Source organism: Achromobacter sp. Root565 (assembly GCF_001427425.1).
GTDB classification, from domain to species: Bacteria; Pseudomonadota; Gammaproteobacteria; order Burkholderiales; family Burkholderiaceae_B; genus Achromobacter; species Achromobacter spanius_D.
In genome coordinates this window covers 1,034-13,374 of the sequence record NZ_LMGO01000009.1, presented here as the reverse complement: position 1 = coordinate 13,374, position 12,341 = coordinate 1,034, and the positions used below count along the sequence as shown (strand labels likewise).

Below are 12,341 nucleotides of genomic sequence, written 5' to 3'. Positions count from 1 at the left end.
TCGAGGCATGGCGAGAGGACTGGCCAGCGACCGCCAATCCAGGACCCCGCCATGACCGCTACGAGCACCATCGGATCCAAAGAAAGTCAGGAGAAAGGGGCGCGTTGCCTCCGAAATGTGGCGTTTTTTTGCGAAAACAATGCATAATTTAAAATATGTTACAGCCCCCGGGCCCGAGATCGGGTCGCAACGCCGGGGGCTTTTGGATAGGGGGGCTCCGTGCGTGAGAGTTACCTGCTCGCACTGTGCCTGACGCTCGCGGGCGCACTTGCAGCGATCAGTCTGCTGTTCTTCCGCCGGGAGCGTGCGCTACGCCGCCGCCTGACGCGGGATGAACTGACCGGCCTCCTTAGCCAACAGGAGTTGCATCGTCGCGTGCGTGTCTGGCTGGGCCAGCCGCAGGGCACGACGCGCCGTGGCGCCTTTTTTCTCGTCAGTTTCGAACACTACGCACAGATCAGCGCCATGCTGCGCGCCGGCGAAGACCAGGCGCTTTTGGTTCAGGTGGCGGATCGCATCAGCCTGGTCGCACGCACGCTTGGCGGGATGGCCGCGCGCACCGGGACCGATTCGTTCACCGTCTGTGTGCCCGGCGTGGACGAGGAGGGCGCCGCCCAGGTGTCCGCCAAGCTCCTCGCCGACCTGAGCGCGCCGTATGAATTGGGCGCGCGTCCCCTGATTGCCGTCTTCCGGATTGGCGCGGCCCTGTATCCCGCCCACGGCCGCAGCGTCGAGGAATTGCAACGCTGCGTGCAGGTGGCGATGGTGCCGCTCAAGGATCGGGGCGGCGAGGGCTGGAATCTTTTCGACTTCCGGCTGCTGGCGCGGCAGCGGGACCAGCAGGGCCTGGAAAACGACCTGAGGCTGGCGCTGACGACGCCGGCCATGGAACAGTTCGAACTCTATTACCAGCCGGTCTGCGACAGCGCGACCGGCGTGGTGCAGGGGTGCGAAGCGCTGCTGCGCTGGCATCATCCCGTGCTGGGCAGTGTGTCGCCCGCCGTGACGATCGAACTGGCCGAGCGCAGCGGCCTGATCGTGCCGCTGGGCGCCTGGATCCTGGAGCGCGCATGCACGCAGGCGGCGTTGTGGCCGACGGCGTGGCGGGTCCACGTGAACCTGTCGGTCAAGCAGATGAACGAAGACGGGCTGGTGCAGCTTGTGTCCGACGTGCTGGCCGCCACCCGGTTGTCGCCGCGCAAGCTGGTGCTGGAGATCACCGAATCCATCTTCATCCTGCACTACGAGCGGCACGTGAAGATCTTGAACACGCTGCGCGAGATGGGCATCGGCGTGGCGCTGGATGACTTTGGCTGCGGCTATTCCAGCCTGAACCATCTGCGCCATCTGCCCATCGACTGGGTCAAGATCGACCGCAGCTTCATTTCCGCCCTGGAATCGGACGCCGGCAGCCGCGAAGTGGTCTCCGCCCTGTTCGGCCTGTGCCAGGCGATGCACCTGCCGGTCGTGGCCGAAGGCGTCGAAACCGAAGGGCAGCGCGAAATCCTGAAGTCGTTGGGATGCCGCGTGATGCAGGGCTTTCTGCTGGGGCGCCCGGCGCCCGCCGCTGAAATCCAGGCTTTGGCTGCGGCGGTGTCATAATCGGGGTTGCTTGCAAACCCGACCTGTTGACTCCTTATGCCCGGCAATACCCTAGGTACTCTCTTTACCGTCACGAATTTCGGCGAATCCCACGGGCCGGCCATCGGCTGCGTCGTGGACGGCTGTCCCCCCGGACTGGCCCTGGACGTATCCGACATCCAGTTCGAACTGGACCGCCGCCGCCCGGGCACCTCGCGCCACGTGACGCAGCGCCAGGAAGCCGACCAGGTCGAGATCCTGTCCGGCGTCTACGAAGGGGTCACCACCGGCACGCCGATCGGGCTGCTGATCCGCAACACCGACGCGCGCAGCAAGGACTACTCCAACATCCAGGACACCTTCCGCCCGGGCCACGCCGATTTTGCCTACTGGCGCAAATTTGGCGTGCGCGACCCGCGCGGCGGCGGACGTTCCTCGGCGCGGCTGACCGCGCCCACCGTGGCAGCCGGCGCCATCGCCAAGAAGTGGCTGGCCGAGCAATACGGCGTCAAGGTCCGCGGCTACATGAGCCAACTGGGCCCTGTCGCCATCCCGTTCGTTTCGTGGGACGAAGTGCCCAACAATCCCTTCTATGCGCCCAACGCCGAGGTCGTCCCCGAACTGGAAGCCTACATGGACCAGTTGCGCCGGGACGGCGATTCCATCGGTGCGCGCATTGAAGTCGTGGCAGAGAACCTGCCGGCCGGCTGGGGCGAGCCCATCTACGACCGCCTGGACGCCGACATTGCCCACGTCATGATGGGTCTGAACGCGGTCAAGGGGGTTTCTATTGGCGCCGGCTTCGACTGCATCGCGCAGCGCGGGTCGGAACATGGCGACGAGATCACGCCCGATGGCTTCCTGAGCAACCACGCCGGGGGCGTGTTGGGCGGCATTTCGACCGGCCAGCCCATTACCGTGTCGCTCGCGATCAAACCCACGTCCAGCATCCGCGTCGAGCGCCGCTCCGTCAACCGCGCCAACGAGCCGGTGATGGTGCAGACGCTGGGCCGCCACGACCCGTGCGTGGGCATCCGCGCAACGCCGATCGCCGAGGCCATGCTGGCGCTTGTGCTGATCGACCACGCGTTGCGCCATCGCGGACAATGCGGCGCGGCCCCCGTCTGATACGTTTTCCCGTTGTTGAATTGGCTTGGAGGCCGACATGAAACAGAAGCGTCATTTTCTGCGCAATGCCGGGGCCGTGTTGTCGCTGGCCGTGCTGGCAGGCTGCACCGGCATGAACACCACGCAGTCAGGCGCCGTGGGCGTCGACCGCAAGCAATACATGTCCAGCATGGTGCCGGCGCAGGCGCTGGAACAGGAAGCGAACCAGCAGTACGCCCAGATCCTGCAGGAAGCCAAGGACAAGGGCCTGCTGGATCGCGACGCCAAGCAGCTTGCGCGCGTGCGCGAGATCTCGCAGCGCCTGATCGCACAGGCGGGCGTGTTCCGTCCGGATGCGGCCAACTGGAAATGGGAAGTCCACGTGCTGTCCCAAAACGAGGTCAACGCCTGGTGCATGCCCGGCGGCAAGATCGCCGTCTACACCGGCCTGATCTCGCAGATCAAACCCACCGACGATGAACTGGCCGCGGTGCTGGGCCACGAAATCGCCCACGCCTTGCGTGAACATGCGCGTGAGCGCGTGTCGCAACAGATGGCGACCGACCTGGGCCTGCAGGTGTTGGCAATCGCCACGGGATCCCCGGCGGCGTCGGACCTGGGCGGTGAGTTGACCAGCGTGATGTTCACCTTGCCCAACAGCCGCACGCACGAGACCGAAGCGGACCGGATGGGCGTGGAACTGGCGGCCAGGGCAGGCTTCGACCCGCGCGCCGCCGTGACGCTGTGGCAGAAGATGGGCGCGGCCAGCCAGGGCAGCGCGCCGCCCGAGATCCTGTCGACCCACCCGTCGGCCGCTTCGCGCATCAGCGACCTGCAAACGGCCGCGCAGAAGGTGATGCCGCTGTACGAACAGTCCAAGGGCCAGGCCGCGCGCTAAGCGCGATGCCGGCGCGGCGCCCCGTCGCAGGGGCGCCGGCCCGGCCTAAACCTGGCCCGTCGTCCTGACGCCCTGACCGCGCATGATCTCGATCCCCAGACCGTGCAGAATGCGCTGCGTCTCGGCGTCCGGCACGTCTTCCGCATAGACCGCAATCCCCAGCGAACGGGCCGTTTCCAGCACCGACGCGGTCAATTGCTGGCTGCCCGGGCTCTGCGACATGCCGCCCACGAATCCCCCGCCCAGTTTCACGTAGGACAACGGCAGCGTATGCAGCTGCGCCACCGCGCCGAACTGCTGCGCCAGCCGGCGCACGCCGATGTGTGCGCCGAATTCTGCGGCCACGCGCGCAAACGCGGTGATCTGTTCGTGGCATTCCACTAACCCGTGCGCGTCGATTTCCAGGTACAGGCGGCGCGCCAGGGGGCGGTTCTCGGTCAGCAGCAACGCGAGCTGGCGCAGGAACTTCTGGCCGCGCAGCGAGGGCAGCGCCACGCGCACGGCCAATTCGCCCGAATGGCTGGCCAGCCATGCCAGGCCGAGCCTCACGGATTCCAGATCGCATTCCGCCACCAGATCCAGCCGCACCGCCGGCGGGATGAAGAGGGTGGCCGGGATAGGCTCCTGGTCGGGCGCGGTGCGCAGCATCAGCATGGCTTCGGTGCGCACCACGTGACCGTCCAGCGCCAGCAGCGGTTCCGTCGACAGTTCGAACTGCCGGTTTTCCAGCGCCGTCTGGATGGCGTCTTTCCAGGCGCGTTCGCCCGCTTCCGACGGCGATTGCATGTCGGTGGCGCCGGCGATCACGACCTGGTCGTTGCCGGCGCTTTCCGCGCGCATCAGACCAAAATCCAGACGCGCGAGCACGGCGCCAGCCTGGCTGCCGTGTCCGTAATCGGTCATGGCCTGCGCCCAGCGGCACAGATGGCCCTCGCCAACCGGAATGCGCGAGGCATGCAAATCCGCGCGCACCTGCTCGGCCACCATCATGGCTTGGGGCGCCGCGCAGCCGGGCAGCAGCAGCGCAAAGTCGGAGCCGTTCAGCCGCGCCAGCATGGGCGTCGCGACGTGCATGCGCTTGAGCGTGCCCTGGATGCGTTCGCAGGCGGTGCGCAGCCACTGGTCGATGAATTCGCGCGGCATGTGGCGGTTCAGGTCGGCCAGGTCGCGCTGGCGGAACACCAGCACATGCCCGCCGTCGATCCGCGACGTTCCCGACGCCGGCCGGGTTTCCAGCGCGCGCCGGAACTCGTTGACGAAGTATTTGCGGTTGGGCAGGCCCGTCACCGGGTCCTGGTTCAGCTCCAGTTCCAGCGACTCGATCTTGGCGTTCTGTTCCTCGACGCTGGCATGGATGCGTTCGCGCGTCTGGTTCAGCGCCTGCACCACGCCGGACAGTTCCGGCACGCGCGCCTCGACCTGCTCGCCCGGCGCGTCGCGGCCGATGCCGCGGACGTGGTCGCTGATCTCGCGCAGCAGGCGGTTCTTGATCCAACCGACCAGCACGAAGGCAAACATGGCCCACAGGATGCCCGCGCCCACGACCAGCGCGATCATCTTCAAGCTGCTGCGCCACAGGGCTTCCCAGGCGTAGGCGTCGTTGGCAATAAGGGTGACTTCGCCGATCTGCCGCCAGCCGTCGCTGACCGCGTGGCTGGCCGCCTGGCTATCCAGCGGCGCCAGCGCCTGGAACCATGCCGGCACGGAAGCGGCGGTGGCCGTGGACTTGCGTTCGATCAGCACCTTGCCGTCGGGATCCGTCAGGCGCACCAGCGAGAAGTGGCCGCCGTCGTACAGCGCCGACACCAGCAGTTCCTGCACGACCGGGTCGTTGTTCGCCGGTTGTGACAAGGACAGGGCCAGGGAGACGGCCGCGTCGGTGCTTTGCACCTGGAGCTGGCCCGACAGGTACTCGCGCGCCGAATTGACGCTGAGCGCCAGCGTCCCCAGCAAAATCACGCTGATGGCGAGGGTCACACTGAGCAGTAGCTGACGAAGTATGGACATAGTCTTGTTTCCGGACATCAGGGGCGGATGCCTTCCCGTTCCATGCGTTGAAGTAGGTCGCGCCAGCGGCTTAGGCGGTCGACAGGGGCGGCCGCCTTGCCGTCCACGTAGACGCCGTCGGCGTTGAAACTGAAAACCGGCGTCAGGTCGCGCCGCTGCGTGGCCGGCAGGATGGTTGAGATCAGGCTGTCCAGCACGAGCGGGACGGCATTCGGGGTTTCGTAATAGCCCAGCACCATGTGGGCCACCTGGCTGCTGCTGGCCGCGCCGCCGATCCGGGCGCGTACGTAGATGAAACGCAGCTTGTTGGCCGGCACGCCCATCGAGAGCAGGGTGAAGTACTTGCCGATGACGTAGTCTTCGCAATCGCCCGCGCCCTTGCCCAGCGACTCCAGCGGCGTGGCCCAGTAATCGGCTTGCTTCCAGATGATGGAATCCTCGCCAGACAGCAGGGCGCGGTTCCAGAAATCGTTGGCGACGGTTAGACGGTCGCGGTCAGTTGTGGGGGCAGGGGTGCGCAGCAGTTGCAGCCAGTTGTCGACCGACCTGGCGCCTTTCGCGCCATAGCGGCTGGCCGACAGCTTTTGAAGCTTGACGGCATCGACTTCGATCGCAAAGCTGCCGCCCCACCAGCAGGCAAGGCCAAGCAATGCCAGGCTGATGGCCCGTTTCAGCCGAAGCGGGCGGCGGCCAGGCATGAATCAGTGTGCGGATGATGTCGCCGCATGTCGATGCCGATCTCCCGGGCGGTCATGCTCGGACTAGCTGTTCTTTGCCTGCCGGGCGGCCTTCATGCGCGTCCGGTCCGAGGCCTCCTGGGACAGATTTTTGATGTAGCCATCGAAGGTTTCGCCGTGCGTCGCCTTGCGGACCTCTTCGCCGACCTGGCAGGCCCATTTTTCACCGCCCACGATCAGCGCGGATTGCGTGATGAGGTCGGCATAGGAAGAGCGCAGGACAAACGCGATGCTTTTTTCGTAGTCACCGCCCTCGCGCTCGAGCTTGGTCGCGATCTGCCAGTTGGAGACGGCGTTGATGAGCACGGCGTTCAGGTGATCGAAATGCGTGCGGTAGAACGGATTGCGCGGCAGCTTGATGAGCGCCTCGAAAAAGCCCTGGTTGATCTCGTCATCCGGGACTTCCTTGTCGCGGTCGATGAGATCGTCCCAGAGATGCGCAATGCGGCACACCATGTCCACGTAGTCGGCCGCGGCGGCGTTTCCTTTGAACCAGGCAAGAAGCTGGTCGCGTTCAAAAAAATGCTTGGGCATGGGATACCGGCAAAAGGCCGCGCTCCGGCCCGCAAAGGCCGGAGCGCGTGGCGCGTGGGTCAGTTGTGATCGACGATCAGTTTACCCTTGTTCATCAGGTCATTGATGACTTGGGCGCTGGTCAGCGAACCATTGTTGGTCAGGTCCACATTCTCCAGAATGATCTTCTGGTCGATGTTGTGGGCGAGATCGCCATTGGTGCTCACATTGATGACGGTGTTGCTGCCTTCCTTCTTGACCTGCAGGTAGTTGGTCAGCGGGTTGGACTCTTCTTGCTGCAGCAGGTCGCGGAGGTCCAGCACGTCGCCATTGTTGGCGGGCGTGGCCGTCGAGAAATCCTTGATCCGGTCGACGGCGGGTGCGGCCGCCGTGCCCTGATCGTTGAGTTCCCAACGGAAGGTGTCGCTGCCCGCGCCGCCGACGAGGATGTCGTTGCCCTTGCCGCCGACCAGGACGTCATTGCCCGTGCCGCCGTAGAGGGTGTCGTTGCCCTCGCCGCCATGCAGGTAGTCATTGCCGCCTTGGCCGAAGAGGGTGTCGTCGCCCTTGCCGCCGTACAGGAAGTCGTCTCCGCCGCGCGTGTCGCCGGCCTTGTCGAACTCGGCGCTGTGCTGCTGCAGGTAGTTGTAGAGCTCCAGGGTCGTCGGCGCGACGCCGCCCTTCTGCGCGGTCATGTAGTCCACCAGCGCCTGCCAGCCTTGGCCGTTATGGCTGCCTGCGGCATTGCCGGTCCACGACAGATGGTCGGTGTTGATGGTGTCGCCGAAGATGATGTCGTTGCCATCACCGCCATGGATCGTGTCGCCGGAAACCGGCGCCGGGTCCGTCGTCGTCTGGCCGCCTTGCAGAGCGGCGTTCAGCTCGTTGGCGCTGTTGACGATCTGGGGCTGACCCACCGTACCGTTGACGGTGTATTCCGAGGAGTTGCAGCCGCTGCCTTCCGTAACCTTCGTCGAACCCTGGCCCGTGGCGTTGGTATTGTCAAAGAACCGCAGGTAGTCGCTGTTGACCCCGGTGCCAATGCCAATGCCATACATCACGACCTTGTTGCCACCCACCAGCACGCCGGATCCATCCACCAGGGGCTTGGCTGCATCGATGGCCTGCTGCATTGCGCCGTTGCTTTGGTTGCCGCTGGTGCCGTAGACGTTGGGGTTGCCGTCCGTCAGGAAGAACGTCAGGTTCTGGTAGTTGTGATCCGCGTCCTTGCCGCCCGAAACCTGCGAGTTGAACCAGCTTACGGCCTTGTTGAAGGCGTCCTGATAGTTGGTGTTGCCGTCGGCCCTCAATCCGTCGATGGCGTCGAGCAACAGCTGGACATTGGCCTTGCTCAGGTTGTTGATCGTGACACCGCTCTGCGCCTTGTCCGAGAACGGAATGAGGCGTACGTTCACGACGCCGTCATGGTTCGACAGCTGATTGGCCAGTGCGACGAGCGAACTCTTCAACAGGGCGATCCGCGTCACGTTCGTGTTGCCGATCTTCTCGGTCATGCTGCCCGACACGTCGACGATGAGCGAGATGTTGTAGTTCTTGCCCGGCTCGACGGCCGTCACGGAACCGCCACGGTCGCCCACGAGGATGTCGTTGCCGCCACCGCCGTTGATGTCCGTGTTGGAGGTGTTGTTGCCCACCGCCAGCTTGTCCGTGGACAGCGTGAAGGTGTGCTCGGCCGAGGTGTTCTGTCCGCCGTTCGCGGTGCCGCCGGCATCACGGACCGAGAAGTCGAACGTGGCATCGCCGCCCGCGGTGGCCGGGGTGAACACCAGCTTGCCCGACTGGATGTCGGCAACAGAGATGACCTGGCCAGCCGTCACGGGTTGGCCGCCAAAGGTCAGCGTGCCTTCGCCGGCGCCCGGGATGCGGGTGATGACCACGCTCTGGAAGCCGTCATTTTCGACGCCGTCATTGAACGGGAAGTCGGACACCTTGAGCGTGTACGAGGCGTTGACGGTCGAGTGCGCTTCCGCGTCGCCCGAAATCGGCGCGTCGTTCGTGCCCACGATGGTGACGTTGACCGGCTTGGTCGCGGTGCCGTCCTGGGACGTGACCGTGAACACTTCGCTCAGGGTCTGGCCGGCCTTCAGGTTCTGCACGGCGGCCAGCGCGTTGTTGAGCTGGTAGGTCCAGTTGCCGTTGGCGTCCACGGTGAACGTGCCGTAAGTGCCCTGCACGGCGGTGCGGGGCTGCACGAAGCTCTGGCCGGCATCCGGATCGGTCACGGTCAGCTTGCCGCTCGCAAACGCCGGGGAGTCCTCGTACACCGTGCCCGAGCCCGCGCCACCGATCGTGGCGACGTCGTTCTTGCCCGTGACGGTGACCGTCAGCAGGGCCTGGCTGGTGCCGCCTTCGCCGTCGGACACCGTGTACCAGATCGACGACTGTGCGGTCTGGTTGGCGTTCAGGTACTGGAAGTCGTTGCCCGGGTTGAACGTGTAGGTGCCGTCGGCGTTGATGGTGAACGTGCCGCCATTCAGGCCGGCAATCGACTTGCCCACGCTGTTGGCATTGCCGCCCACAGCGGAAACCTGCAGCGGGTCGCCATCGGGATCCACGTCATTGGCAAGCACGCCCTTCTTGGCGTCCGTCACCCTCAGCGTCGTATCCTCGTCCGTCGTGCCTTGGTCGTTCTGAGCCTGGGGCAGCGGATTCGTGATGTTCCACTTGAAGGTCTGGGTCGTCGACAGGCCAGCCTTGTCGGTGGCGGTGACGGTGATCGTGTGAACGCCGGTGCCGCCCAGTTGCGAAGCGGAATGATCGATCTTGCCGCTGATGATGCCGGTGTTCGGATCGATCGTCAGGCCCTTCGGCAAGCCGGACGCGCTGAACGTCAGTTTGTCGCCGGTCGCCAGGTCCACGTCCTTGAAGTGGCTGGACAGATCCACGCTCGTGACCGTCTGCGAGTCCACGCCGGTCTGGTCGGCGATGACGGTCGAGGTCGGACCCGAGTTCGTGCCCGTGACGGTCACGGTCAGCGTCGCCGTCGAGAGGCCGCCTTCGCCGTCCGAGACGGTGTAGGAGATCGACGTCGTGGCGCTGGCGCCATTGGCCAGATGCTGGAACGCGGAGCCCGGGTTGAACGAGTACGAACCGTCGGCGTTCAGCGTGAAGGTGCCGCCGTTGGAGCCGATGATGGCCTTGCCGACGCCAGCCGCTTGGCCGTTGACGGCCGAGACGTGCAGGGTGTCGCCGTCCGGATCGGTGTCGTTGGACAGCACGCCGTGCGCCGCATCGGCGGAGAGGCCGACGCCTTGCTTGGTGCTGCCCGAATCGTTGACCGCGGTCGGGGCAGGGTTCTTGACGTCCCACGAAAAGTCTTGCGACACCGAGGCGCCGGACTTGTCGGTCGCCGTGATGGTGACGGCGTAGACGCCCTCATTGCCACCTTGCGAAGCCGACTTGTCGAGCGTGCCGGAGATGATGCCGGTCTTGGGATCGATGGTCAGGCCCGGGGGCAGACCATTGGCCGAGTACGTCAGCACATCGCCCGAGTCCACATCGGTGAACTGACCGGAGATGTTCACCGGGGTGATGGCTTGGCCGTCGTTGTTGGCCTGGTCATCCAGCGTGACGCCCGGGGTGAGGATCGGGGTGTCATTGGTGCCAGTGATCGTGACCGTCAAGGTCGCGGTCGACGTGCCGCCTTCGCCGTCGGAGACGGTGTAGGTGATCGACGACGTGGCCGTCTGGTTGGCGCCCAGGTTGTTAAAGGCCGAACCAGGATTGAACGAGTACGAACCGTCAGCGTTCAGCGTGAAGGTGCCACCGTTGGAACCGGTGATTGCTGCGCCCACGTTGGTCGCCTGGCCGTTGACGGCCGAAACCTGCAGCGTGTCGCCGTCCGGATCGGTGTCGTTGGCCAGCACGCCGTGCGCCGCATCGGCGGTGAGGTTGACGCCTTGGTTGGTGCTGTCCGTGTCGTTGACGGCGGTCGGAGCCGGGTTCTTGACGTCCCACGAGAAGTCTTGCGACACCGAGGCGCCGGACTTGTCGGTYGCGGTGATGGTGACGGCGTAGACGCCYTCATTGCCGCCTTGCGAAGCCGACTTGTCNGGTCGCGGTGATGGTGACGGCGTAGACGCCYTCATTGCCGCCTTGCGAAGCCGACTTGTCCAAAGTGCCGGAGATGATGCCGGTCTTGGGATCGATGGTCAGGCCCGGGGGCAGGCCGGTGGCCGAGTACGTCAGCGCATCGCCGGTATCCACATCCGAGAACTGGCCGGAGATGTCGACCGGGGTGATGGCCTGGCCATCGTTGCCCGATTGATCATCCAGCGTCACACCCGGGGTGAGGATCGGGGTGTCGTTGGTGCCCGTGATCGTGACCGTCAAGGTCGCGGTCGACGTGCCGCCTTCGCCATCGGAGACGGTATAGGTGATCGACGACGTAGCGGTCTGGTTGGCGCCCAGGTTGTTAAACGCGGAGCCGGGGTTGAAGCTGTACGAGCCATCGGCGTTCAGGGTGAACGTACCACCGTTCGAACCCGCGATCGCTGCGCCCACGTTGGTCGCTTGGCCATTGACGGCCGAAACCTGCAGCGTGTCGCCATCCGGATCCGTGTCGTTGGCCAGCACGCCATGCGCGGCATCGGCGGTGAGGCTGACGCCTTGGCTGGTGCTGTCCGTGTCGTTGACGGCGGTCGGGGCCGGGTTCTTGACGTCCCACGAGAAGTCTTGCGACACCGAGGCGCCGGACTTGTCGGTCGCCGTGATGGTGACGGCGTAGACGCCTTCATTGCCACCTTGCGAAGCCGACTTGTCGAGCGTGCCGGAGATGATGCCGGTCTTCGGATCGATGGTCAGGCCGGGCGGCAGACCGGTGGCCGAGTACGTCAGTACGTCGCCGGTATCCACATCCGAGAACTGGCCGGAGATGTCGACCGGGGTGATGGCTTGGCCGTCGTTGCCCGATTGATCATCCAGCGTCACGCCCGGGGTCAGGATCGGGGTGTCGTTGGTGCCCGTGATCGTGACCGTCAAGGTTGCGGTCGACGTACCACCTTCGCCATCGGAGACGGTGTAGGTGATCGAGCTGGTCGCGGTTTGATTCGCGCCCAAGTTGTTAAAGGCCGAACCAGGATTGAACGAGTACGAACCGTCAGCGTTCAGCGTGAAGGTGCCACCGTTGGAACCGGTGATTGCTGCGCCCACGTTGGNAAGGCCGAACCAGGATTGAACGAGTACGAACCGTCAGCGTTCAGCGTGAAGGTGCCACCGTTGGAACCGGTGATTGCTGCGCCCACGTTGGTCGCCTGGCCRTTGACGGCCGAAACCTGCAGCGTGTCGCCRTCCGGATCGGTGTCGTTGGCCAGCACGCCGTGCGCGGCATCGGCGGTGAGGTTGACGCCTTGGTTGGTGCTGTCCGTGTCGTTGACGGCSGTCGGAGCCGGGTTCTTGACGTCCCACGAGAAGTCTTGCGACACCGAGGCGCCGGACTTGTCGGTCGCGGTGATGGTGACGGCGTAGACGCCTTCATT

The 12,341-nt window shown here is 65.1% G+C and carries 9 protein-coding genes; 3 read left to right on the top strand and 6 right to left on the bottom strand.

The features are described from left to right. The first annotated feature begins 219 nt into the window (after positions 1–219). Genes ASD71_RS26030 through ASD71_RS26020 form a run of 3 tightly spaced genes read left to right on the top strand, consistent with a single transcriptional unit; the run spans position 220 to position 3,586 of the window. Positions 220–1,602, top strand: coding sequence for a bifunctional diguanylate cyclase/phosphodiesterase (locus ASD71_RS26030; protein WP_056571306.1), 1,383 nt, complete (start codon positions 220–222; stop codon positions 1,600–1,602). A 36-nt stretch (positions 1,603–1,638) separates the two neighbouring features. Further along, complete coding sequence (gene aroC / locus ASD71_RS26025; RefSeq protein WP_056571304.1) at positions 1,639–2,709, top strand: chorismate synthase; 1,071 nt, start codon at positions 1,639–1,641, stop codon at positions 2,707–2,709. Positions 2,710–2,746: 37 nt separating this feature from the next. After that, positions 2,747–3,586, top strand: coding sequence for a M48 family metallopeptidase (locus ASD71_RS26020; RefSeq protein WP_056571587.1), 840 nt, complete (start codon positions 2,747–2,749; stop codon positions 3,584–3,586). A 45-nt stretch (positions 3,587–3,631) separates the two neighbouring features. Here the strand turns inward: ASD71_RS26020 and ASD71_RS26015 are convergent, their stop codons facing one another. The 6 genes from ASD71_RS26015 to ASD71_RS28460 form a co-directional block, all read right to left on the bottom strand. Then, positions 3,632–5,593 carry a LapD/MoxY N-terminal periplasmic domain-containing protein gene (locus tag ASD71_RS26015; RefSeq protein WP_056571302.1) on the bottom strand — a complete coding sequence of 654 codons (1,962 nt, stop codon included), beginning with the start codon at positions 5,591–5,593 and terminating at the stop codon, positions 3,632–3,634. A 17-nt stretch (positions 5,594–5,610) separates the two neighbouring features. Beyond that, on the bottom strand, positions 5,611–6,291 hold the full coding sequence (locus ASD71_RS26010) for a transglutaminase-like cysteine peptidase (RefSeq protein ID WP_056571300.1): 681 nt from the start codon (positions 6,289–6,291) through the stop codon (positions 5,611–5,613). Positions 6,292–6,354: 63 nt separating this feature from the next. After that, positions 6,355–6,864 carry a hypothetical protein gene (locus tag ASD71_RS26005; RefSeq protein ID WP_056571298.1) on the bottom strand — a complete coding sequence of 170 codons (510 nt, stop codon included), beginning with the start codon at positions 6,862–6,864 and terminating at the stop codon, positions 6,355–6,357. A gap of 59 nt (positions 6,865–6,923) precedes the next feature. Next, the gene (locus ASD71_RS26000) at positions 6,924–10,838 is read right to left on the bottom strand and encodes a VCBS domain-containing protein (RefSeq protein WP_235512372.1); all 3,915 of its coding nucleotides are present in this window, start codon (positions 10,836–10,838) and stop codon (positions 6,924–6,926) included. A 79-nt stretch (positions 10,839–10,917) separates the two neighbouring features. Continuing rightward, a partial coding sequence (locus ASD71_RS28465) for a putative Ig domain-containing protein (protein ID WP_235512370.1) occupies positions 10,918–12,015 on the bottom strand: 1,098 nt, incomplete at its 3' end. Between the two features lie 6 nt (positions 12,016–12,021). After that, positions 12,022–12,287, bottom strand: a 266-nt coding sequence (locus ASD71_RS28460; RefSeq protein WP_235512368.1) for an Ig-like domain-containing protein, incomplete at its 3' end; no start/stop codon positions are given. Positions 12,288–12,341: the final 54 nt, after the last annotated feature.